Consider the following 20379-nt stretch of genomic DNA (forward strand, 5'->3'; position numbering starts at 1 on the left):
CCCGGGTCTGCGCTTGCCGGGATGACAGCTTGGTTGTGGGCGGGGTGGCGCCCCATCCCCTGTGCTGCACCGCAAAACCCGTCCTCGCGGCGGATTGATCTTTCTCGTCCGAATTCGCTAGCCTGAAACAAGGGCCGCGTCATATCCGTATGACAGGCGCGGGCGTATCGTACCGCCTCATGCCGGCGGGAGGATGGGATCGTGGCCGACGACGACAAGACGCAGAATTCGCCAAAACGCCTGGCATTGGCGGAGGAGGGGGTCATGGAAACCCTGCTGCTGCCGTTCTCGCCGCGCTTCATCGTGCTGACGATCTGTGCGGTGGTCACGGCGCTCCTGATCGGCATCGGCATCGCCGACCGCAAGATCTTCGACATCCTGCTGATCCCGATCCTGATCTTCGGTGCGCTGACCTTGCTCGGCGTGCGCGACCTGCTGCAGAAGGGCCACGCGGTCCTGCGCAACTACCCGATCTCGGCGCATATGCGCTTCCTGCTCGAAGAGATCCGCCCGGAGATGCGGCAGTATTTCTTCGAGAGCGAGAAGGACGGCATGCCGTTCTCGCGCGACACCCGTTCGCTGGTCTATCAGCGCGCCAAGATGCAGCTCGACAAGCGGCCGTTCGGCACCCAGGAGGACGTCTACCGCGAAGGCTATGAGTGGATGCACCACTCGGTCTCGCCGAAGGAGCATGCCGAGGAGAGATTCCGCATCAGTATCGGCGGCCCTGACTGCACCAAGCCGTATTCCGCATCGGTCTTCAACATCTCGGCGATGAGCTTCGGCGCACTCAGCCCGAATGCCGTGCGTGCGCTCAATGCGGGCGCGAAGAAGGGCGGCTTCGCCCATGACACCGGCGAGGGCGGCTTCAGCCCCTATCATGCGGAGATGGGCGGCGACATCATCTGGGAGATCGGCTCCGGCTATTTCGGCTGCCGTCATCTCGACGGCACCTTCGATCCCGAAGCTTTCGCGCGCGTCGCGGCCCAGGACCAGATCAAGATGGTCGAGCTCAAGATCAGCCAGGGCGCCAAGCCCGGCCATGGCGGCGTGCTGCCGGCTGCAAAAGTTTCGGAGGAGATCTCGAAGATCCGCGGCGTCGCGATGGGCGAGGACTGCATCTCGCCGGCCTCGCACCGCGCCTTCTCGACGCCTGTTGGCATGATGCAGTTCATCGCCGAGATGCGAAGGCTCTCCGGCGGCAAGCCGGCCGGCTTCAAGCTGTGCATCGGTCATCCCTGGGAGTTTCTGGCGATCTGCAAGGCGATGCTGGAGACCGGCATCTATCCGGATTTCATCGTCGTCGACGGCAATGAAGGCGGCACCGGTGCCGCGCCGCTGGAGTTCATGGATCACCTGGGCATGCCGATGCGCGAGGGCGTCAATTTCGTCCACAACGCGCTGATCGGCATCAATGCGCGCGACCGCATCAAGATCGGCGCCTCCGGCAAGATCGCGACCGCCTTCGACATGGCGCGCGCGATGGCGATCGGCGCCGACTATTGCAACTCGGCGCGCGGCTTCATGTTCTCGCTCGGCTGCATCCAGTCGCTGAGCTGTCACACCGACCGCTGCCCGACCGGGGTCGCGACGCAGGATCCGACGCGGGCGCGGGCCCTTTACGTGCCGCTCAAGATCGATCGCGTCGCCAATTACCATCATGCGACGCTGCACTCGCTGACCGAGCTGATCGCCGCGGCCGGCCTCGAACATCCCCAGCAGCTGCGCCCGATCCACTTCACCCAGCGCACCTCGACGACCGAGGTGCGATCCTTCGCCCAGCTCTATCCGGCGCTGCGTCCGGGCGAGCTGCTGGAGGGCACGGAAGACCCGCGGTTCCGCGACGCCTGGCGGATGGCGCGCGCGGATACGTTTCAGCCGGCGCTCTGAGCTCCGGCTCCACCGCATGATACCGCCGCGCAGTGTCGTGGCGTAAAATCCTTGGGAGCGGTGGCGCGTCTTAACGTCTGTGTCAGCTTCGGGTGTAAATTGGCCCGATGGACGAGCGACGCAATAAAGCGAGGCACCGCGTGCTGAAGGCCGGAACCATCGAGTTCGGCGGCGGCGCGATCGACTGCACCGTGCGAAATCTCTCGGACACCGGCGCCGCCCTCGACGTCACCAGCCCCGTCGGCATCCCCGACCGGTTCACCCTGTTCGTCCAGGCCGACGGAACGCATCTCGCCTGCACCGTGGTCTGGCGCAAGGAAAAGCGGATCGGGGTGAAGTTCGGGTGAAATTCTGCGTGCGACGCGAGCTTGAACCACAAGCTCGGCTGTCGTCCCGGGCAAGCGTCAGCGCAGACCCGGGACCCATACCGCGTCATCTATCGATCATGCTGCGATAGCCGTACCGAACCGCGAGTCTTCGCCAAACCTCTCCCTGTGATTATGGGTCCCGGATCGGCGCTCCGCTTCGCTACGCTTGTCCGGGACGACAGTTGAGATTCTGGCTCGCGCTATCTCTCGACTCACCCCGTCTCCACCTCGCTCAGCCGGCTCGCCAAAATCTTGTCGATCCTGCGACCGTCGAGGTCGACCACCTCGACGTGCCAGCCGGCGAAGTCGAAGGAATCGCCGACATTGGGCAGCACGCTGAACTGTTGCAGCACGAGGCCCGCCACCGTGTTGTAGCGGTGCGGCGGCAGTTCGATGCCGAGCAGCTCGCCGAACTCGTCGACCGGCATCCAGCCGGAGATCAGCAGCGAGTCGTCCTCGCGTTTGACATAGGCCGGCTCCGGCGGGCCTTCCTCGGAATGAAAGGCGCCGACGATCGACTCGAGAATATCCGCGGCCGTTACCATGCCTTCGAAGGCGCCGTATTCGTCATAGACGAGGCCGACATGGACCGGCGCCGCCTTCAGGATGGCGAGCACGTCGCGGGCATCGGCCGAGGCCGGAATGCCCGGGGCCTCGCGCACCAGCGCGCGCAAATCCGGCGTGCGCTCGTTCATATAGGCGATCAAGAGATCCTTGGCCTGGAGCACGCCGATCGGTTTGTCGCGATCGCCGTCCGAAACCGGAAAGCGCGAATGCGGGCTCTTCACAATGATCTCGCGGATGTCCTCGGGCGGATCGTTCAGGTCGATCTCGTCGACCTCCGTGCGCGGGGTCATGACCGCGCCGACAGGACGGTCGCCGAGCCGCATCACGCCGGCGATCATCTCCTTCTCGCCGGGCTCGAGCACGCCCGCGCTCTCGGCCTCGCTGACGAGGTGATGGATCTCGTCCTCCGAGACCTTCTCCTCGGCCTTGCCGCCGCGGCCGAGCAGCGTGAGAATCAGCTTGCCGGAGACGTCGAGCAGGAAAACGAGCGGCAGCGATACCTTCGCCAGCACATGCATCGCCGGCGCAACCTTCACCGCGATGCTCTCGGGGTCGCGCAGCGCCACCTGTTTCGGCACCAGCTCGCCGACGATCAGCGTCGCGTAGGTGATCAGCGTGACCACGATGCCGACGCCGACAATGTCGGCGACGCCCGAGGACAGGCCGAGCTCGAGCAGCCATTGCGTCAGCCGCTGTCCGAGCGTCGCACCGGAGAATGCGCCCGAGAGCACGCCGACCAGCGTGATGCCGATCTGCACAGTCGAGAGGAATTTGCCGGGATCGGCGGCCAGCGTCAGCGCTCGCTCGGCGCCGCGCACGCCCTTGGCGGCGAGCATCGACAGACGGGCCGGACGGGAGGAGACCACGGCCAGCTCGGACATGGAGAGCAGGCCGTTGATGACGATCAGGACGACGACGATGACGAGTTCGACGGAGAGCATTGAGTTTCCGAGGTAAGCAAGTATGGCAGGCGACTGCCGGCACACGCATTGATATAGGGATTCAGTGCGGAATTGCCGGCAATTGTGTCGCATCGCCCGTCGCGGGAGAACCGGGCGGCGCGCACTGTGTTCCGCACGGTCCGAGACAACATGACATCCGCGGAACTACGGGCATGTGCTTAACGGGCCCTTAGTAGGCGCCAGCTAGGTTTTTCCGCATTTGCAAGTACATTTGGGGACCAAGGATGCGGATCGGGAAGCTTTTCGCGCTGTCGATGCTGACGGTGACGGTGTTTGCAATCATCCTTGGCGCCGAGGTGCTGATACCCCAGACGCGCATCTTCACCAACCGTTCCGATGCGATCAAGACGGTCGACGCCTTTGGCACGATCCTGATGGTCAGCCAGCAGGTCGCCGGGCTTCGCGCGCCCTATATCGGACCAATCTTTCAGGAAGGCGTTGCGACGCAGGCCCAGATCGACGCTGCGGCGAAGGCCGCGAAGGCGGCCGAGGCGGCCTTCGAGACGGCGAAGCGGGCCCTCCTGGTGCTCGATGACGGCGCGGCCATGGCCGAGACTCTCGACCGCGTCGCACGGCGGCTGAAGGACATCAACGCAGCCGCGGATCGCGCCATGAGCGTTCCGCTGGCGGCGCGCGACAGTGCTGCGATCAAGGGCTACTTGCCCGGCGTGGCCGAGGTTCTCGCCGGCATCGAACCGGTCATGAACCGGCTGGAAGGCAAGGTCATCAATGCCGACTCCTCGCTCGCGGCGCTCTTGAACCTGGCGCGGACGGCGCAGGATCTGCGCGTCTCGGCCGGGAGCCGCGCCGCCGCGCTGTCGCCGGCCCTGAGCACACGCCGGCCGCTCACGGTCGCCGAAATTACGCTGATGGATCGCATGCAGGGACGCGTGGAGGCCGATCGCGAACACATCGAGGCCGGCATCGATCAGATCGGAAATCCTCCGCGCATCGCGACCGCGTTCAAGGCCGCGACGGATTCCTATTTCGGAAAGGCGGCCGTGGTCGTCGAGAAGGAGATGCCCGCGGCGCGGAGCGACGGCAAGTATGGCGTTAATGCCGAGGAACTGGCGGGCGTGATCGTGCCGGCCATCCAGATGTTCTACGGCGTGCGCGACGCCGCACTGGCGGAAGCTGCCGAGCGTGCCGTCTCTGCGCGCGACGGCGCGCTGGCAATGCTGGCGCTTGCGGGCGTCGCGGTGCTGGCGCTGCTCGGAACGCTCGCCGGCGTCACCATGATGCTGCGCAGCCGCGTGGTGACGCCGCTCAGCCGGCTCGCCGACGTGATCGGCGCACTCGCCGCCGGACAGCACGACGTCGAGATTCCGGCAACGGGTCGTCACGACGAGATCGGCCAGGTGGCGGGCTCGCTCCAGCACTTCAAGGATTCGCTCATCGCCCAGAGGGCCGCCGACCAGGCGGCCGCGGTCGAGGCCGAGGCGAAGCTCGCGCGCAGCAAGCGCATGGACCAGATCGCACGTGACTTCGAAGCCATGATCGGCGACGTCGTCAACACCGTCGCGGCGGCCTCTTCAGAACTGGAAGCGTCTGCGGGAACGCTCACGAGCACGGCCGAGCAGTCGGAAAGGGTGACCGCGACCGTCGCAGCCGCGTCCGAACAGGCCTCCACCAACGTGCAGACCGTCGCTGCGGCGGCGGAGGAGATGGCCTCGTCGGTCGACGAGATCAGCCGGCAGGTTCAGGATTCCGCGCGTGTCGCCGGCGAAGCCGTGCAGCAGGCCGGGCGCACCAACGATCATGTCGGCGAGCTCGCCAAGGCCGCGGGGCGGATCGGCGACGTCGTCGAACTCATCAGCCAGATCGCGGGCCAGACCAATCTTCTGGCGCTGAACGCCACCATCGAGGCGGCGCGGGCCGGCGAGGCTGGACGCGGCTTCGCCGTGGTCGCCTCCGAGGTCAAGGCGCTGGCCGAGCAGACCGCCAAGGCCACCGGCGAGATCAGCCAGCAGATCTCGGGGATTCAGGCGGCAACCGAGGATTCGGTCGGCGCGATCAAGTCGATCGGCGACACCATCACCCGCATGTCCGAGATCGCGTCCGCAATCGCCTCTGCGGTCGAGGAGCAGGGCGCAGCCACACGCGAGATCTCCCGCAACGTGCAGCAGGCGGCGCGCGGCACCCAGCAGGTCTCCGCCAGCATCGTCGACGTGCAGCACGGCGCCAGCCAGACCGGATCGGCCTCCGCCAACGTGCTCTCGGCGGCCAAATCGCTCTCCGGCGAAAGCACCCGTCTCAAGACCGAGGTCGGAAAATTCCTCGACGCGATCCGCGCCGCGTAGGCACACCACGCCCCGTCGGGGAGAGGTGAGCAACCGACGATCGACTTCGTGTGTGCCGCTGCGCCTCAGAACTCGCCGTGCAGCCGTCCTGAAAACACCGACACCGGACCGCGATCCGCGTTGTAGGCGGGATTGACGATGAGCTGGTAATCCGCGGTGAAGGTCAGCGCCTTGTTCAGGGCATACGCGTAATAGGTCTCGAGCACGCGTTCCTTGCGGTAGTTGAGCTGGCCGTCACCGATCAGCGGGCCGAGACCGCCGGCCGCGATGAAGTCGCGATGATCTTGCGACAGGCCGTTGATCGCGCCGGCGATGGCGACGACGTCCTCGGGCCGGCCCCATTTGGTGCCTTTGACCGAAACGCCGCCGGACAGGCTGCGGTCGATGTCGGTGAAGGCCATGATCTCGTTGCGGCCGTCGTTCCAGCTCCAGCGGCCGAACACGCCGACATCGTCGGTGATGGCCTGCTCGAGGTTGAGCGCGTAGCCGTACTTGATGCGGCCGCGGCGGGTCTGGCTGATGTCGAGATTGAGCAGCGGATTGTCCAGCGTCTCGCGATAGCTGCCGGAGAACGTGCTGTTAACGAAGCCGAGCGTGCGCAGCTTGCCGGGCTGGCCGAACAGCGAATAGCGCAGTTCGAGCTCCCCGACATATTCGCCGCGACGCCCGATATTCATATCGAAATTGTTCGAGTTGGAGACGGCATCCACCAGGAAATAGCCGCCGCGCACGGCCCATTGCTTCTGGTTCAGTTCAGCAGTGGCGCCGTAGCCGAGGCCGAGCTTGTCGGCGGCATAGTCGAAGGCGCCCGAAGCCCAGATCGACCAGTTCATGAAATCCTTTCGCGGATCGTGTGCGTAGGAATTGCCGTCGAACACGTCGACCACGGAGAATTTGCCGACCTGAATCGTCAGGCGCGAGACATCGACTTTGCTCGCGAGCTGAAGCTGGCCGCTGGCAAGCTCCTCCTGCTCGCCGCCAAAGCCGAAGGTGTGGCGCACGAACAGCCGCGAGGGATTGAAATGCGGATAGGGGAAGCCGGATTTCTGCGCTTCGCCGTTCGGGAAGCCCGCGGCGCCCGTCGTGTTGTTGAAGCCGAAACCCTGCAGCAGCTCGGGATTGAAATAGATCTCGCCGCCGTCCCACAGCCGCGCATTGAGATAAAGCGAATTGCTCCAGGTCTGCTGAAAGTCCGGCGACGGGAGCAGGCTGTTCGGCCCGGTATAGGGCGCGTGGAATGCGGGATAACCTTGCCCCAGCACCGTCGACTGGCCGTGGATCTCCCATCGGCTCGATTCGGTGTCGGTGACGTCGGACTTGGGATTGTACGTCGGCACGCCCGGCCAGTCGATCTTGCGGTTGAGGCCGACCCGCAGGCTCTGGAAATCCATCGACGATGAATATTGCGCGCGTGAGGGGAAGGTGACGTTGGCGTGCTCGAACTTGCTGTAGAGATATTCGAGCCGGGCGCTCCAGTGCGGCGCGAAGGCGTATTCGACGCCGCCGCCGGCGGTCCAGCCGAACCGGGTGTTCAGCACCTTCTCTTCGTCGCCGCCGGTCGGCGTCGACAGAAAGCGCTCGCCGGTAAAGGCCGCGCCGCCGGTCGCGTAGAGCAGCCAGTTGCCGGTGGCGTAGCCGAGCCGCGCGCGCAGGCTCGCCACATAGTCCCAGCGCTCTTCCGCGCTCGACAGCGCGGTCGCCGCCGAGGACACCACGTGGTTGGAGGGCAGATAGTTCGGAAACGAGATGTCGCCTTCGACGCCGAGCAGCAGGCCCGAATTGAGGCGCCAGTTGTAGCCGGCCTGCACGCCGCCGGTCGCGCCGGTGAAGACGTTATTGTCGGTGGCGAGCGCGGGATCGGTCAGCGTGGCCGAGGACGTGCCGCGGGTGAAACCGGTATGCACGCCAATGTAGAGGCCCGTCCAGTCATAAAGGGTCTTCAGCGCCGGCGCCTTCAGCGGCAGATCGGCCGCGCGGGTGGCGGGGGGAAAAGCCACGACGCCCGAGGCAATCGCCGCGGCCGTCCGCAAATACCTGTAACGGTGTCCTCTCAACGTCAAAACGACACGCCCCCAAACGCGAATGGATTCCATCCGCCGCGATATCCCTGCCGATTCGCGGCGCCCCTGTCATCAGGTCTCAGGTGCCGCCGCGATCGGAAGAGTTGACCCCGATTCCGCGCGATTTCGTCCCAAGCCCCTCAGCTTGCTGCGAACTTTATTGCGATTAATTCGCAATAGCAACTGGCGTGGATTGTCGCAGGGCATGGTTCGCATCGTTATGTGACGGGACTGCAACAAATTCCCGAGCACCAAACGGATGACCCCGCCCGGGGGGACAGCCGGGCGGGGTCGGGGGCACGACACGGGGTGGATGAGGCGCCCGTGTCGGACGCAGGATCCACGTAAGATCGGCCTCAGATACTCAGATCAGTAGCAAGTACGGACGCTGCCGACGTACTGGCCGAAGGCGTTGTAACGCGGGGTCCAGCCGCAGCGGTGATAGCCGTAGTAATAGGGGTCGTTGCTGGCGGCGATCGCGGAGCCGACGACGGCGGCGGTGGCGATGCCGGCGCCGACACCGAAGACCCAGCCGGGCGGCTTGGCTTGCGCCTGCGAGGTGGTGGACAGCATGGTGCCGGTGACGGCGAGGGCGGCGAGGGCTGCGGCGGCAATCTTGGTCTTGATCGACATGTGAAACTCCATCCGGGTTGAGGCGGTCCGTTGTGGCCCGCGTGCCCAGTTGGACGGAGGCATGGCAAAACCGGTTCGAAAGCGCCCTTGGCCCCCTCGGAATCCGGATATTTCCCGAATTATTCCAGAGAGATGCAGGCTAGCCGAGCGGGCCTTTGGCGAGCCTGTTCACGTTGAAGTTATCGACCTCCGCCAGCAGCTCGCAGAAGGCCGCCGCGCCCTGGTCGAGCAGCTGCTCGCCCTTCTCAGGCAGAGCCAATGTCGCGTTGCCGATCGCACCGCTCGCATGGAGATCCTGCGCCTGCCAGGCGAACGGCGCGGGCCGCTGCGTCGAGAGCCAGCGATATTGCTGCTCCATCGCAATGCTGCTCGCGGGAAAATCCGCGATCGCATCCTTGCGCACCTGATCCGGATAGCGCGCCAGCATGATCGAGGTCTCGACCGCGCCGCCGTGAATGCCGTGGCGCACTTCATCGGCCGGGAACAGCCTGTCCGCGCCCGACAGCCGCGACCACGACGTGGTCACCACGAACAGCTTGTGATGCGCGCGCAAGTCCTGCGCCACCAGCATCATCGCCGCGCTGTTGCCGCCATGGCTGGTGATGATGACGAGCTTTTTCACGCCGCGCCGGGCGACCTCTTCGCCGATTCCCGTCCACCGCTTCAGTGCGACGTCGTTCGGCAGCGTTTGCGTGCCCGGATAGTCGATATGCTCGGTGGAAATGCCGATCGGTTCAACGGGCAGGAATGTCGCGGGAACGTTGTCGGGCAAGAGTGCGCGCACGCGCGCCAGGTACGCGTCCGCGATCAGCACGTCGGTTTCGAGCGGCAGATGCGGGCCATGCTGCTCGGTTGCGGCCAGCGGCAGCACCGCGATCCAGCGCGCCATTTCGGCCGGGGCCGCACGGGCCCAGTCGATGTCGATCCAGTCGCGGGACGGCGTCAGCGAACTTTCTTTGGAGGTTTCTTTGCCCAATTTTGTCACGTAGTTTGAGGTTATCAGGGGATGCGGGCTCGGCCGGCTCGCATCCCCGAACATCTTGATATCATGGGCCGGAACGATCGACGGAGTCCAATCATGCGCCTCATTCATCTCTGGCGAGCGTTAATTGTTGTCCTTTGTCCCGTGCTCATTGCCGGCCAGCCTGCGCGTGCCGAGACGCTGGACAAGGTCACCTTCGGCACCAACTGGGTGGCCGAGGCCGAGCATGGCGGCTTCTTCCAGGCGGTCGCCGACGGCACCTACAAGAAATACGGCCTCGACGTCACCATCATTCCCGGCGGTCCGAACGAGAACAACCGGATGCTGCTGATCGCCGGCAAGATCGATTTCTTCATGGCCGCGAACACGCTGATGTCGTTCGACGCGGTCGCCAACGACGTTCCCGTCGTGACCATCGCCGCGGTGTTCCAGAAGGATCCGCAGGTGATGCTGACCCAGCCCGACGCCAAGGTCGCCAAGATCGAGGATCTCAAGCCGCTGACGCTGTTCGTCTCCAAGGAAGGCATGACCAGCTATTTCCAGTGGCTGAAGTCCGAATACGGCTTCAGCGAGAAGAACGTCCGGCCCTACAATTTCAATCCGCAGCCGTTCATCGCGAACCCCAAGAGCGCGATGCAGGGCTACGTCACCTCCGAGCCGTTCGCGGTTGAGAAGGCGGCGGGCTTCAAGCCGAACGTGATCCTGCTCGCCGATGCCGGCTTCAACACCTATTCGACCCTGATCGAGACCCGCCGCGACATCGCCGAGAAGAAGCCTGACCTGGTGCAGCGCTTCGTCGATGCCTCCATGATCGGCTGGTACAATTACATCTACGGCGACAATTCCGCCGGCAATGAACTGATCAAGAAGCTCAACCCCGAGATGACCGACGACCTGCTGAAATATTCCGTCGCCAAGATGAAGGAATACGGCATCGTCGATTCCGGCGACAGCTTGAAGAACGGCATCGGCGCGATGAGCGACGAGCGCTACACCTCCTTCTTCAACAAGATGGTGAAGGCCGGCGTCGTGAAGGCCGATCTCGACTTCCGCAAGTCCTACACGCTGCGCTTCGTCAACAAAGGCGTCGGCGTCGAGCTGCGTCCGAGCAAGCCGTAACGCATGCCGCGATCGAGTCCGACAATGCTGATGGTGCCGTCCACCTCTCCCGAAGGGAGAGGTCGCATCGCATCGAAAGATGCGATGCGGGTGAGGGGTTACGCTCCATCGTGGGACCTGCGCCCCCTCACCCGGCGCTGCGCGCCGACCTCTCCCCGTTGGGGAGAGGTGAATATCGCGGCGCGACCGAGCTCCATAACAGCCTGCGATCGATGGTAACGAACAGGACACCGGCGGTGCTCGAATCCGGCCTGACGCATCTCGCCGTCAGCCTGCGCGGCGTGACGAAGGCCTATGACAACGGCGTCATGGCGCTCGGTCCGCTCGATCTCGCCGTGCGCAAGGGCGAGTTCATCTCGCTGCTGGGCCCGTCCGGCTGCGGCAAGTCGACGGCGCTGCGCATCGTCGCGGAGCTCAGCCCGCCCTCATCGGGCATCGTGCGGGTGGCGCGCCATGAAGGCGTCGCGCTGCCGGGCCACGGCATCGGTTTCGTGTTTCAGGAACCGACTCTGATGCCCTGGGCCAGCGTGCGCGAGAACGTGCGGCTGCCGCTGAAGCTCGGCGGCGTGGCGAAGGCCGAGGGGCGCGCGCGGGCCGACGCGGCGCTTGCCAGCGTCGGTCTTGCCGATTTCGCCGAGGCCTTCCCGCGCGAACTGTCCGGCGGCATGAAGATGCGGGTGTCGCTGGCGCGTGCGCTCGTCACCGATCCGGATATCCTCCTGATGGACGAGCCGTTCGCCGCGCTCGACGAGATCACGCGCTTTCGCCTCAACAACGATCTGCTGGCGCTGTGGCGAGCCCTTGGCAAGACCGTCATCTTCGTCACCCATTCGGTGTTCGAATCCGTCTACCTGTCGCAGCGCGTCGTGGTGATGACGGCGCGGCCCGGCCGCATCCAGGCCGATCTCCGCATCGAGACCGTCGAGCCGCGCGGCGAGGCGTTTCGTACCTCCGCCGCCTATTCCGATTATTGCCGGCGCGTGTCGGCCGCGCTGGCGCCGTCCTATTCGGAGCAGTCGACGCTATGAACGCGCAAGGCTCCGCCGTTGCAAAGCCATCCGGCGCGCAGCGCGCGATGCGGCTCGTGCTTCCGATCATCGTATTCGCCGCGGGCCTTCTCGCCTGGGAGCTGGTGGTCCGCCTCAAGGACATTCCGCCTTACGTGCTGCCGGCGCCTTCCGTCATAGTCATGACCCTGATCAAGGACTGGCCCGTGCTGTCGCAGTCGCTCGCGACCACGCTTCTGACGACACTGGAAGGCTTCGTCGCCGCCAGCATCGGCGGCATTGCACTGGCGCTGCTGTTCAACCAGTCGAAATGGGTGGAATATTCGCTGTTCCCCTACGCGATCGTGCTTCAGGTGACGCCGGTCATCGCGATCGCACCGCTGCTGCTGATCTATCTGGAGCAGCAGACCGCCGTCGTCGTCTGCGCCTTCATCGTCGCCTTTTTTCCGGTGCTGTCCAACACCACGCTCGGGCTGAATTCGGTCGATCGCAACCTCGCCGGCCTGTTCCAGCTCTATGGTGCATCGAAGCCGCAGACCCTGCGCTTCCTGAAGCTGCCGGCGGCGCTGCCTTATATCCTCGGCGGCCTGCGCATCGCCGGCGGTCTGTCGCTGATCGGCGCGGTCGTGGCCGAGATTGCGGCCGGAACGGCCGGTGCCGGCTCCGGGCTCGCCTACCGGATCGCCGAGTCAGGCTACCGGTTGAACATACCCCGCATGTTCGCAGCGCTGCTGCTGTTGTCGCTGGCCGGGATTGTCATCTATGGGGTGCTGGCGGTAGTTTCCCACCTCGTTTTACGGCGCTGGCATGAGAGCGCGCTTGGAAAGGAAAACTGATGTCTACCGGTTCGATTTCGTCCGACAAGATCGACCTTCTGATCTATGGGCCGGCGCGGCCGATCCTCGAAAACGGGTTTTCCGATCATTTCGTCGTGCACACGGCCGAGACGCGAGGTGACCTCGAGCGGCTGACCCCCGCGATCCGCGAAAAGATCCGCGGCGTGGCCGTGACGGATCATACCGCCCGCGTCGACAAGGAATCATTGTCGCAATTGCCCAAGCTCGAGCTCGTGTCGAGCTTCGGTGTCGGCTACGACCACGTCGATGCCAAATACGCGGCCGAGCGCAACATCATCGTCACCAACACGCCTGATGTGCTGACCGAGGAGGTCGCCGATGTCGCGATGGGCCTTCTGATCTGCACCCTGCGCGAATTCATCAAGGCCGACCGCTACGTGCGTTCCGGTCTCTGGCAGACCCAGAATTATCCGCTGAGCGTCGGCTCGCTGCGCGACCGCAAGGTCGGCATCGTCGGCATGGGCCGGATCGGCCAAGCCATCGCGCGCCGGCTCGATGCCTCGCTGGTGCCTGTCGTCTATCACTCGCGCAATCCGTCCAAAGACGTTTCCTACAAGCACTACCCGGACCTGATCGAGATGGCGAAGGCGGTGGACACCTTGATGGTGATCGTGCCGGGCGGTGCCTCGACCGCCAAGATTGTCAATGCCGAGGTGCTGAAGGCGCTCGGCCCGCGCGGCGTGCTGGTCAACGTCGCGCGCGGCTCCGTTGTGGACGAGCAGGCGCTGATCCAGGCGCTGAAATCCGGCACCATCCTCGCCGCCGGCCTCGACGTGTTCGCGGCCGAGCCGAACGTGCCCGACGAGCTCAAGACCATGCAGAACGTCGTGCTGCTGCCACATATCGGTTCGGCCTCGGTGGTGACGCGCAACGCGATGAATCAGCTCGTGATCGACAATCTCAAGGCCTGGTTCTCCGGCAAGGCCCCGTTGACGCCGGTTGCGGAAACGCCGTTCAAGGGACGCTGATGGGCATTCTTCGGGTCGTTGCATCCGCCGTCGCGGCCTCCTTGGCCGCGATCGGCGCCGTCGCGGCCTGCTGGGCCGCGATCGGCATCGCGTCTGCGCAGGATGCGACGACCCTGAAGAAGGAGATGGTCGGGCAGTGGGAGCTCTCGACCACCGAGCGCAGCAAGACCTGCGTCGTCACGATGAAGGGAGACGCCGCAGGACAAGGCTTCAAGCTGGAGCTTGAGCCGGCCTGCAAGACCGCATTGCCCTTCACCAAGGACATCGTCGCCTGGAGCATCAAGGGTCTCGACATCGTCCGTCTGCAGGATGCGACAGGTGAGGCCGTGATCGACTTCACCGAAGTCGAGGCGGGCATCTTCGAGGGTCTGCGCCAGGGCGAGGGCGTCTACATCCTGCAGGACCTCGCCGCCGCCCGCTCGATGGCGAAGTCGATGGACCAGATGATCGGCGACTGGTCGATGGTGCGCGGCAACGGCCAGCCGGTGTGCGGGTTGACGCTCACCAACACGGAAGCCGGGGCCGACAATTTCCAGGTCTTCCTCAAGCCGAAATGCGACGCGGCCATCGCGCAGTTCAACCCGACGCAATGGCGGCTCGAGCGCGGCCAGATCATCCTGATGTCGAAATCGGGCGAAGCTTGGCAGTTCGAGGCCGACGACAACGCACAGTGGCGGCGCGTCCCCGATACCGCCGATCCCCTGATCATGCTGCGCCAGTAGGCGCGAGTGCGATTGCGCGGCAGTTGCTCCAAAGCGGGATGTGTCATGCTTCACTCGATGCGTCCCGAGGTTTCACCTCTCCCGTAGGGAGAGGTCGGATCGCATCGAAGATGCGATCCGGGTGAGGGGTCCAGGTCTCACTGGTCGCGGCACCCCCTCACCCGGATTGCTCAAGGGCGCAATTGCGCGCCTGAGCAATCCGACCTCTCCACGCTGGGAGAGGTCAACCACCCGGCCGTCCCTCACTCCCTCGTTCTACGTCGTCACCTTCGGCGGCGGCGCGGTGCCTTGCGCCCATTTCTCCAGCTTGCCGAGCACGCCCCAGGCGGTGAGCGCCAGCGAGATCGGCATCGCGAACTGGCCGAGGCCCGGCACCGCCGAGACGATGGTTCCGAGCAAGCCGGCAATACCGCCGGCATTCGGGCTCGCCGTCACCGACGAGAGCAGCGCGGTGAGCACCGAGCCGCCAATGCCGAGCGCGGTCTTCTTGCCGTCGAGCAGCTTGCCGATGGTCTCGCCGAGCGCGCCGTTGACCTGGCCGAGCACGGGCTTGCCGTCCTTGTTGAGCAGCGCGCCGAGCAGGTCGATCACCTGCTTCAACTGATCGACGGGCGCGGCGCGGGGCGCGACCGGCGTGGTCGTGCCCGGCACGGTGCCGGTCTTGTTGACCAGCGTCAGCAGCCGCTCGAGCAGGTTGATCGGATCGGCGGCCGCCGGCGCCGGGTTGCTCGGCACGGCCGGGACCTTCGGTCCGGATTGGAACAAGATCATCAGATCCTCCAGACGCTTCAAAACGGGGGACAAATCTGCCGGTTGCGCAACCGTCACCGATTGCTGCGCCGCGCGCGTGATGGCAGCGACCGTCACGCCGTCCAGGGCGCCGGATTCGGTGATGCCGTGCTGCTGCTGAAACTGCGCTACCGCCGCCTTGGTCTTCGGTCCTACGATGCCGTCTTCCTCAAGCGGGGGATTGGCGCCGAGCTTGTTGAGCGATTGTTGCATCAGCAACGCCATCGGCGCGATCCGCTCCTCGGGCTCGAGTTGGCCCACCAGCCCCGGGGCGCCGTCGAGATTGATCGAGGAGTCCAGTTCCATCATCGCCCGGAGGATCGTCGCTGCGCCCAGTTGCTTGTCGACCTCGCTGGACGAGAATTCGCCATCACCGACGAACTTTCCACCCCTCTGCTCCGGCGGCCCGTAGATATTGGATCCAGACCACAGATACGGCGAATTGATGCCGCGGCCGCGATAGCCGAAGCCGTTATACTGCTCCAGCCGAAACATCGTTCTTGCAACGCCCCAGTCGCGTGCGCCGATAAATCCCTCGTGCCTAAGCGCGTCCACGGCGCCTTCGGCGAACGAGCTAAACGGGCCATGTCCCTTCGGGACGATGGTCGTCATCCGATTCAGCGGCTGGCCGTTTCCGAGATATTTGCTGAAATTGAAACTGGCTTCGCGCGAATGAAGGATGGCGACGAACCACCAGGGTACGTCGGTCTTCTCTTCGATCTGCTGATAGATGTCCTTGTTCTTGATGGCCGTGTTCGCCGCGTGGTTCGCCTCGTCGGCGTGCGAGGGCCTGATCTTCATGTTGGACCAGTTTCGTTCGTACTCGTCCTTTATCCTGTCGAATGACACAGCCATTGTTCGGCTCCCGCAAATGGATGGATGATCGAAATCTCATGCAAGTCAGATGTGAACCGGGCGCCGTGATCGGGGCGTGACCGCAGCGTGATCCGGGCGAATGTGGCAGGTTGCCGGTCGGAGCCATATGAAATGGCTTACAGATTTCGGCCCGCCAGATCGGGAGCCCTATGTCAGTCCAGGAACCGGCGAGGCCGTCCATCCGTTAAAAATGCAGACGGTTCGGCAAGGAGCCCTGCAAGGAGGCCCGAATGGCCAAGCGCATCCTGGCGATCGGCATCGAGCCCGGTAACGCGGATTACAGTGCGTTCCCGCAACTGACGCCCGAGCTCGTGCGCGGCTATATCGAGGCGCAGCTGTTGCGCCTGCGCGATCTCGGCTTCGAGGTCACCAGCTGCCTGATCGATCTCGATGCCACCGCGGAAGCCGGCGTCACGGCGGCGCTGCGCGAGGAGAGCTTCGACTGCATCGTGATCGGTGCCGGCCTGCGCGAGCCGAAGGAGCGCCTGCTGCTGTTCGAGAAGGTGCTCAACCTCGTCCATCGCCTCGCGCCGGATGCCGCGATCTGCTTCAACACCACGCCCGCCGACACCGCCGAGGCCGTGCAGCGCTGGATCGAACCGTAGCCTGGCGGCCCGAGAGCCGCCCGCAGGGCTGGCGCGACAAGCGGGCCTCCGGCGCAACACGCGCGCGGGCTGCGACGTTGGGTCTGGTCCAAGGTCGTTCCGGACGCTATGACTGCAAGCGTCAATCGGGAGGATTTGGAGATGCTTCGAGCTGTTGGAATGGCGGTGTGTCTGACCGTTGCGCTTGTCCTGCCGGCGCATGAAGCGGCCGCCCAGGATGCCGTCGGCGGCGCGATCATCGGCGGTGTCGGCGGGGCAATCCTCGGCGGTGCGCTCGGCGGAGGCCGCGGCGCCGCGATCGGTGCCGTCGTCGGTGCCGGCACCGGCGCTGCGATCGCCTCTGAAGGCGAGCGCCGCCGCTCCGGCTATTACGCCTATCAGCGCGGCTGCTACATGCAGCGCCCCGATGGATATTACGTCCGGGTCGATCAGCGCTATTGCTATTGAGATATCTGCGCGTCCGAACCGACATCGGTACCATCGCGTGCCTGCACGGTGATGCCGAGCCCTAGATCAGCCGCATCCCCCGCAAGCTCGCATGCCCGCCCTTGCCGACGATGATGTGATCGTGCACCGCGATCCCCAGCGGCTTGGCGATGTCGATGATCGCCTTCGTCATCTGGATGTCGGCCTGCGAGGGCGAGGGATCGCCGCTTGGATGATTGTGCACCAGAATGAGCGCGGTCGCCGATAGCTCCAGCGCGCGCTTGATCACCTCGCGCGGATAGACCGGGGTGTGGTCGACAGTGCCGGTCTGCTGCACCTCGTCGGCGATGAGCTGGTTGCGCTTGTCGAGGAACAGCAGGCGGAATTGCTCCTTGTCGGAGAACGCCATGCTGGAACGGCAATAGTCGATCACCTCGTTCCAGGACGACAGCGCGTTTCGGCTGTTGACCTCGCCCTTTGCCACACGGCTTGCGGCGGCCGCGATCAGCTTGAGCTGATGGATCGCGGATTCGCCAATGCCGTCAACCTCGCGCAGCCGCGCCACGGGTGCGTGCACGACTTCGGCGAACGAGCCGAATATCTTGATCAGCGTCTTCGCCAGCGGCTTGGTGTCGCGCCGCGGCAGCGCCGGAAACAGCGCCATCTCCAATAGCTCGTAGTCGCTCAGCGCATCCGCGCCGGCGCTGTAGAACCGCTCGCGTAGCCGCTCGCGATGGCCGTGATAGTGCGGCGTGTCCTCCGGCTTGCTCTTGTCGTGGTCGGGTTTGGCGGGCATCGGCCGCCAGCATCGCCGGGGAAGTCTGCGTTTGCAACCGTCAATTGCGGGGGTAAATCCGGTTCACGCCTGTCCGGCGAACCCCAGAGCTCACCCGATCTGCTTCTCGCCGTGCCGCTCCGACAGCGTGAAGATCTCGACGCCCGTGGCGGTGACGCCGACTGAGTGCTCGAACTGCGCCGACAGCGAGCGGTCGCGGGTCACGGCGGTCCAGCCGTCGGAGAGGATCTTCACATGCGGCTTGCCGAGATTGATCATCGGCTCGATGGTGAAGAACATGCCGGGCTTGAGCTGCACGCCTTCGCCGGGCCGGCCGATATGGATGATGTTCGGCTCGTCGTGGAACATGCGGCCCAAACCATGGCCGCAGAAATCGCGCACCACGCTCATGCCCTGCGGCTCCACAAAACTCTGGATGGCGTGGCCGATGTCGCCGGTGGTGGCGCCGGGCTTCACGGCGACGATGCCGCGCATCATCGCCTCATACGTGACCTCGATCAGCCGCTCGGCCTTGCGCGCGATCGGGCCGATCGCATACATCCGGCTGGAATCGCCGTACCAGCCGTCGACGATGAAGGTGACGTCGATGTTGACGATGTCGCCTTCCTTCAGCGGACGGTCGCCGGGCATGCCGTGGCAGACCACGTGGTTGAGCGAGGTGCAGGTCGAGTAGCGATAGCCGCGATACATCAGCGTCGCCGGATAGGCGCCGTGGCTGAACGCGAAGTCGCGGACGAACTGGTCGATGCGCTCGGTCGGCACGCCGGGGCCGACGATGTCGGTGAGCTCGTCGAGGCACTTCGCGACCAAAGCCCCCGCCTTGCGCATGCCGGCAAAGGCGCTCGGCCCATGCAGCTTGATCTGTCCGGTCTTGCGCAGGGAGGTATCGGTGGCTTCGACGTAGCTCATGCGGGGCTGGTCTCGATGTCGGCGGAAGGGCTTGATTTCAGGCCCTAATCTAATGATCGCTGGCCTTCATGCAAGTTAAGCGTGCCGAATACGCCCGAAAGCGGGCCTAATTGGGGACTTCTACGGTGGTTTCCACCGGCAGGGCGCCGCCGCGGACGCGGATTTCGCGGACCGGATAGGGAACCCGGATGCCCTCGCGCTTGAAGGCGTCCCACAGCGCCAGCATCACGTCGCTTTTGACATTGTCCATGCCGTCGGGGTCGGCGAGCCACAGGGTCAGCGAGAACTTCATGCCGGCCTCGGCGAACTCGGTCAGCAGGCAGTTCGGCGGCTTGGCCTTCTGCGCGCGCGGATGGGCGGTCGCGGTCTCGATCGCGAGCTTGCAAACCAGCCTGGGGTCGGCGTCGTAATTGGTGCCGAAGGCGATCTTCACCAGCGTGTTCTTGTCGGTGTAGGTCCAGTTGACGACCTTCTGCGTCACCAGATCCTCGTTCGGCACCAGGAATTCGCGGCCGTCGCCGGCGGCGACGGAAATATAGCGCGTCTTCATCGCACTGATGCGGCCGGTGTTGTCGCCGATGGTGACGAGGTCGCCGGGCTTCACCGATTTGTCGGCGAGCAGGATGATCCCCGAGATGAAATTGGCGACGATCTTCTGCAGGCCGATACCGATGCCGACGCCGACCGCGCCGGAGAACACCGCGAGCGCCGAGAGGTTGATGCCGACCGCGTCGAGCGCGATGATCACCGCCACCGACAACAATCCGATGCGGATGATCTTGACCAGCAGCACCTGCACCGACGGCGTCAGATCGGTCGTCGAGTTGATCCGGCTCTCGGCGAAATTGCTGGCGATGTTGGTGGCCCAGAACGCGATCAGCAGCAGTGCGCCGGCCTTGATCACCAAGAGCGGCGTCAGGCGGAGGCCGCCGAGCACGATGGCGAAGGAATCCAGCAGGTCGACCGTCGCATCCAACTGGCCGATGATGGAGAGCGCCGCGACGAACCAGGCCGTGACCGACACCAGCTTGACGATGAAGGCGTTGCGCAGCACCGAGGTCACGAGGCGGATCACCAGCCAGGCCAGCCCCATCTTGGCGGCGACCATCAGGAGATAGGAACGGCTCGGCCAGGTCGCGTGATACATCACCACGCGGGAGACGATCACCAGCAGCGTGAACACCGCCGTGGAGGCGCTGCTCACCATGACGCGGGCAAAATGCCGGAGCGGCAACGGCCAGCGCATCGCCAGCGAGCTCATGTCGATGCGGTTGCGAATGGTCGCCTCCGCGGCATAGGCGATGCCCGCGGCGGCAAGAATGAGGCCGAATTGCAGGTAGAACCATGGTGAGGAGATTTCCGCCCCGACGCTGCGTGCGGTCGTCTGCACGAACTCCATGAAGTCTTTCAGGTCCATGTCCATCGGTTCTCGTCGGGATGCGGGGGAGGAATTGATTCGAGGGCGCCGCAGAATCCCACAAAGGGCTTGGGCAGGCCATCGATACACCGCGAAGTGAAGCGCGTTAAGGCCGCAAAATACGGT

The 20379-nt window shown here is 64.8% G+C and carries 18 protein-coding genes; 10 read left to right on the forward strand and 8 right to left on the reverse strand.

Going from position 1 to position 20379, the window contains the following annotated elements; genetic code table 11:
* Window positions 1–201: 201 nt before the first annotated feature.
* Window positions 202–1890, forward strand: a complete 1689-nt coding sequence (locus HYH08_RS21010) for an FMN-binding glutamate synthase family protein (protein WP_220011715.1) — start codon at window positions 202–204, stop codon at window positions 1888–1890.
* 107 nt (window positions 1891–1997) lie between these two features.
* Window positions 1998–2237 carry a PilZ domain-containing protein gene (locus HYH08_RS21015; RefSeq protein WP_220011716.1) on the forward strand — a complete coding sequence of 80 codons (240 nt, stop codon included), beginning with the start codon at window positions 1998–2000 and terminating at the stop codon, window positions 2235–2237.
* A gap of 233 nt (window positions 2238–2470) precedes the next feature.
* Here the strand turns inward: HYH08_RS21015 and HYH08_RS21020 are convergent, their stop codons facing one another.
* Window positions 2471–3766 carry a hemolysin family protein gene (locus HYH08_RS21020; protein ID WP_220011717.1) on the reverse strand — a complete coding sequence of 432 codons (1296 nt, stop codon included), beginning with the start codon at window positions 3764–3766 and terminating at the stop codon, window positions 2471–2473.
* Window positions 3767–4011: 245 nt separating this feature from the next.
* On the opposite strand from HYH08_RS21020, the gene HYH08_RS21025 reads away from it, so the two are divergent.
* Window positions 4012–6087 carry a methyl-accepting chemotaxis protein gene (locus HYH08_RS21025; RefSeq protein ID WP_220011718.1) on the forward strand — a complete coding sequence of 692 codons (2076 nt, stop codon included), beginning with the start codon at window positions 4012–4014 and terminating at the stop codon, window positions 6085–6087.
* Window positions 6088–6152: 65 nt separating this feature from the next.
* Here the strand turns inward: HYH08_RS21025 and HYH08_RS21030 are convergent, their stop codons facing one another.
* From HYH08_RS21030 to HYH08_RS21040, 3 genes are all read right to left on the reverse strand, one after another.
* Window positions 6153–8117 (reverse strand): carbohydrate porin, encoded by a 1965-nt coding sequence (locus tag HYH08_RS21030; RefSeq protein WP_220011765.1) that lies wholly within the window; start codon window positions 8115–8117, stop codon window positions 6153–6155.
* A gap of 399 nt (window positions 8118–8516) precedes the next feature.
* Window positions 8517–8780, reverse strand: a complete 264-nt coding sequence (locus tag HYH08_RS21035) for a hypothetical protein (RefSeq protein ID WP_220011719.1) — start codon at window positions 8778–8780, stop codon at window positions 8517–8519.
* Between the two features lie 139 nt (window positions 8781–8919).
* Window positions 8920–9726 carry a creatininase family protein gene (locus HYH08_RS21040; protein ID WP_220011766.1) on the reverse strand — a complete coding sequence of 269 codons (807 nt, stop codon included), beginning with the start codon at window positions 9724–9726 and terminating at the stop codon, window positions 8920–8922.
* A gap of 132 nt (window positions 9727–9858) precedes the next feature.
* Between HYH08_RS21040 and HYH08_RS21045 the strand changes: the two genes are divergently transcribed.
* From HYH08_RS21045 to HYH08_RS21065, 5 genes are all read left to right on the forward strand, one after another.
* Complete coding sequence (locus tag HYH08_RS21045) at window positions 9859–10881, forward strand: ABC transporter substrate-binding protein (RefSeq protein WP_228747966.1); 1023 nt, start codon at window positions 9859–9861, stop codon at window positions 10879–10881.
* Between the two features lie 212 nt (window positions 10882–11093).
* The gene (locus tag HYH08_RS21050; RefSeq protein ID WP_220011720.1) at window positions 11094–11909 is read left to right on the forward strand and encodes an ABC transporter ATP-binding protein; all 816 of its coding nucleotides are present in this window, start codon (window positions 11094–11096) and stop codon (window positions 11907–11909) included.
* Window positions 11906–12724 (forward strand): ABC transporter permease, encoded by an 819-nt coding sequence (locus HYH08_RS21055; protein ID WP_220011721.1) that lies wholly within the window; start codon window positions 11906–11908, stop codon window positions 12722–12724. Before HYH08_RS21050 ends, HYH08_RS21055 begins: the two co-directional genes overlap by 4 nt.
* Window positions 12724–13713, forward strand: coding sequence for a 2-hydroxyacid dehydrogenase (locus HYH08_RS21060; protein ID WP_220011722.1), 990 nt, complete (start codon window positions 12724–12726; stop codon window positions 13711–13713). Before HYH08_RS21055 ends, HYH08_RS21060 begins: the two co-directional genes overlap by 1 nt.
* Entirely contained in the window at window positions 13713–14435 is a 723-nt protein-coding gene (locus HYH08_RS21065) for an AprI/Inh family metalloprotease inhibitor (RefSeq protein WP_220011723.1), read from the forward strand. Before HYH08_RS21060 ends, HYH08_RS21065 begins: the two co-directional genes overlap by 1 nt.
* A 255-nt stretch (window positions 14436–14690) precedes the next feature.
* Here the strand turns inward: HYH08_RS21065 and HYH08_RS21070 are convergent, their stop codons facing one another.
* A complete protein-coding gene (locus tag HYH08_RS21070; protein ID WP_220011724.1) occupies window positions 14691–16079 on the reverse strand; it encodes a peptidoglycan-binding protein in 1389 nt (462 codons plus the stop codon).
* 251 nt (window positions 16080–16330) lie between these two features.
* Between HYH08_RS21070 and HYH08_RS21075 the strand changes: the two genes are divergently transcribed.
* On the forward strand, window positions 16331–16705 hold the full coding sequence (locus HYH08_RS21075; RefSeq protein ID WP_220011725.1) for a hypothetical protein: 375 nt from the start codon (window positions 16331–16333) through the stop codon (window positions 16703–16705).
* A 141-nt stretch (window positions 16706–16846) separates the two neighbouring features.
* Window positions 16847–17152, forward strand: coding sequence for a YMGG-like glycine zipper-containing protein (locus HYH08_RS21080; protein WP_220011726.1), 306 nt, complete (start codon window positions 16847–16849; stop codon window positions 17150–17152).
* A 61-nt stretch (window positions 17153–17213) separates the two neighbouring features.
* On the opposite strand, the gene radC is transcribed toward HYH08_RS21080, so the two are convergent.
* From radC to HYH08_RS21095, 3 genes are all read right to left on the reverse strand, one after another.
* On the reverse strand, window positions 17214–17927 hold the full coding sequence (gene radC, locus HYH08_RS21085) for a RadC family protein (protein WP_220011727.1): 714 nt from the start codon (window positions 17925–17927) through the stop codon (window positions 17214–17216).
* Between the two features lie 90 nt (window positions 17928–18017).
* Window positions 18018–18836, reverse strand: coding sequence for a type I methionyl aminopeptidase (gene map / locus HYH08_RS21090; protein WP_220011728.1), 819 nt, complete (start codon window positions 18834–18836; stop codon window positions 18018–18020).
* 106 nt (window positions 18837–18942) lie between these two features.
* Window positions 18943–20259: a mechanosensitive ion channel family protein gene (locus HYH08_RS21095; RefSeq protein ID WP_220011729.1), complete on the reverse strand. Its 1317-nt coding sequence runs from the start codon at window positions 20257–20259 to the stop codon at window positions 18943–18945.
* Window positions 20260–20379: the final 120 nt, after the last annotated feature.

The sequence above is a fragment of the Bradyrhizobium sp. BR 10289 genome (genome assembly GCF_019455385.1).
GTDB lineage: Bacteria > Pseudomonadota > Alphaproteobacteria > Rhizobiales > Xanthobacteraceae > Bradyrhizobium.

Coding starts and splice junctions, on each gene's coding strand:
- radC (WP_220011727.1), bottom strand. CDS start 17,927: ATGCCCGCCAAACCCGACCACGACAAGAGCAAGCCGGAGGACACGCCG.
- HYH08_RS21020 (WP_220011717.1), bottom strand. CDS start 3,766: ATGCTCTCCGTCGAACTCGTCATCGTCGTCGTCCTGATCGTCATCAAC.
- HYH08_RS21015 (WP_220011716.1), top strand. CDS start 1,998: ATGGACGAGCGACGCAATAAAGCGAGGCACCGCGTGCTGAAGGCCGGA.
- HYH08_RS21050 (WP_220011720.1), top strand. CDS start 11,094: ATGGTAACGAACAGGACACCGGCGGTGCTCGAATCCGGCCTGACGCAT.
- HYH08_RS21035 (WP_220011719.1), bottom strand. CDS start 8,780: ATGTCGATCAAGACCAAGATTGCCGCCGCAGCCCTCGCCGCCCTCGCC.
- HYH08_RS21025 (WP_220011718.1), top strand. CDS start 4,012: ATGCGGATCGGGAAGCTTTTCGCGCTGTCGATGCTGACGGTGACGGTG.
- HYH08_RS21055 (WP_220011721.1), top strand. CDS start 11,906: ATGAACGCGCAAGGCTCCGCCGTTGCAAAGCCATCCGGCGCGCAGCGC.
- HYH08_RS21080 (WP_220011726.1), top strand. CDS start 16,847: ATGCTTCGAGCTGTTGGAATGGCGGTGTGTCTGACCGTTGCGCTTGTC.
- map (WP_220011728.1), bottom strand. CDS start 18,836: ATGAGCTACGTCGAAGCCACCGATACCTCCCTGCGCAAGACCGGACAG.
- HYH08_RS21095 (WP_220011729.1), bottom strand. CDS start 20,259: ATGGACATGGACCTGAAAGACTTCATGGAGTTCGTGCAGACGACCGCA.
- HYH08_RS21065 (WP_220011723.1), top strand. CDS start 13,713: ATGGGCATTCTTCGGGTCGTTGCATCCGCCGTCGCGGCCTCCTTGGCC.
- HYH08_RS21060 (WP_220011722.1), top strand. CDS start 12,724: ATGTCTACCGGTTCGATTTCGTCCGACAAGATCGACCTTCTGATCTAT.
- HYH08_RS21045 (WP_228747966.1), top strand. CDS start 9,859: ATGCGCCTCATTCATCTCTGGCGAGCGTTAATTGTTGTCCTTTGTCCC.
- HYH08_RS21075 (WP_220011725.1), top strand. CDS start 16,331: ATGGCCAAGCGCATCCTGGCGATCGGCATCGAGCCCGGTAACGCGGAT.
- HYH08_RS21070 (WP_220011724.1), bottom strand. CDS start 16,079: ATGGCTGTGTCATTCGACAGGATAAAGGACGAGTACGAACGAAACTGG.